Annotated in this window: 1 protein-coding gene; it reads right to left on the reverse strand. The window is 60.4% G+C overall.

Annotated elements, in window-relative coordinates:
• Positions 1 to 10 precede the first annotated feature (10 nt).
• On the reverse strand, positions 11 to 1,339 hold the full coding sequence (locus AWB75_RS36415; RefSeq protein WP_061128740.1) for an IS4 family transposase: 1,329 nt from the start codon (positions 1,337 to 1,339) through the stop codon (positions 11 to 13).
• Positions 1,340 to 1,431 lie beyond the last annotated feature (92 nt).

Genomic DNA, 1,431 nt, shown 5'->3' on the forward strand with positions numbered 1-1,431 from the left:
TTAATGCCGTTCAGTTAAGGTCCTTTCTAAGGTACCGGACGGAGTAACGTGAGGGGCGGGATTTGACGACTCGGTCGCATGTGCGCCCGGGTCGTTTTTCATTTGGAAGGGACTTGAGCCGTTCGCGCAGGCGCCGAAGGCATGCGGGCAACTTTGCATAGGCCGGCGTAAGAGCGGCCCACATGAGTTCGTGCTGGATGGTGTGGAGGGCGCGCACGAAGCTGATGTCGGTCGGTGCGAGTTTCGCCTCCCATGCGGCGCTGGCGATCTCACGGCGAATCAGGTTGTAGGCGATCAGCGCACCCCATATCTCCTGATACACGCCTTCGACGGTGCGGCTGCGCAAGGTCAACTCAGAACCCAGCATCGATTGCTTGAGCTCGCCGTAACTGGTCTCGATCTGCCAGCGGCGCTCGTAGCAGGCAACGATATCGGCGGGTTTGAAACGTCGGCGATCCCCAAGCGAAGTCAACAGCACGCGTTCGCGTCCACGCGCGTCGATAGTTCGGATCGCCCGCGCATTCCAGAATTCGGGCAAAGCCGGACATTTCTTGCGCGCCTGCGGCGAGACGCGCATGCGCACCGTCGCATCGTCAGCGGTACCCGAGACCACTTCCCAGCAGGTATTCGCTTTGGCTGGAATCAGGAAGTGACGATTGGGGGCGTTCATCGTCAGCCCACATAGGATTTCTGCAGCCAAAAAGCCCTTGTCGAACACCGTCAGCGAGTCTTGCGGAATCTGCGACAGCAGGCTTTTGGCGTACATCATTTCGTTGGTGTCGTAGCGACCGAAATTGATATCGGCGACCAGATGCGTCGGAATGGCGGTGAGCGTCACGGCGCGCACCTGCGGATAACTGGCCACCTTGCCGCTGGCATAACCTTGCGCGCCAAAGTGCTCACGGTTGGCCGCACTGTCGGGTACGCGCAACGTGGTGCCGTCCATCGCCCAAAGACTTAATCCCTTGAACGCATGGTGAGCCGCGTCCTGAGTGGTCCACGCCCGTGCCGTCTGCTCGAACAGCCACGCCATCGGCGCCTCGCCCACGCGTTGGCGTGCCTGCACCACGGCGCTCTTGCTCACAAACGGCGCGGCCTCGTTGGGCAAGGCCAGATCGAGACTGTCGAGTACTTCGCTGATTGACCAGTGCCGGTACATCGCCAGCGCGATCACCAGCCACACCACCTGCTCAGCCGGCAGACGACGGCGCCGGATGCTCGCTGCGCCCGTTGCCTGGACCGCACGCGTGACCCACTCGTAGGGCAGATGCTCAGCCAACCGTCGCAGATCGGTTGGCTCCTGTGCTTCGATTACGAAGGTGAGGTGATTGGCAAGCATCGCGTCGAAAAGTTAACAGGTCGGCGCAACGTTTACAACTACTTCCCGCGCCAAAATAAAATGCCGTTCAGTCGCTTAACTGAACGGCATTA

The sequence above is a fragment of the Caballeronia catudaia genome, from assembly GCF_001544755.2.
Lineage (GTDB): Bacteria > Pseudomonadota > Gammaproteobacteria > Burkholderiales > Burkholderiaceae > Caballeronia > Caballeronia catudaia.

Excerpts from the sequence above, each read along its gene's own strand:
- AWB75_RS36415 (WP_061128740.1), bottom strand. The coding sequence starts at position 1,339 with ATGCTTGCCAATCACCTCACCTTCGTAATCGAAGCACAGGAGCCAACC.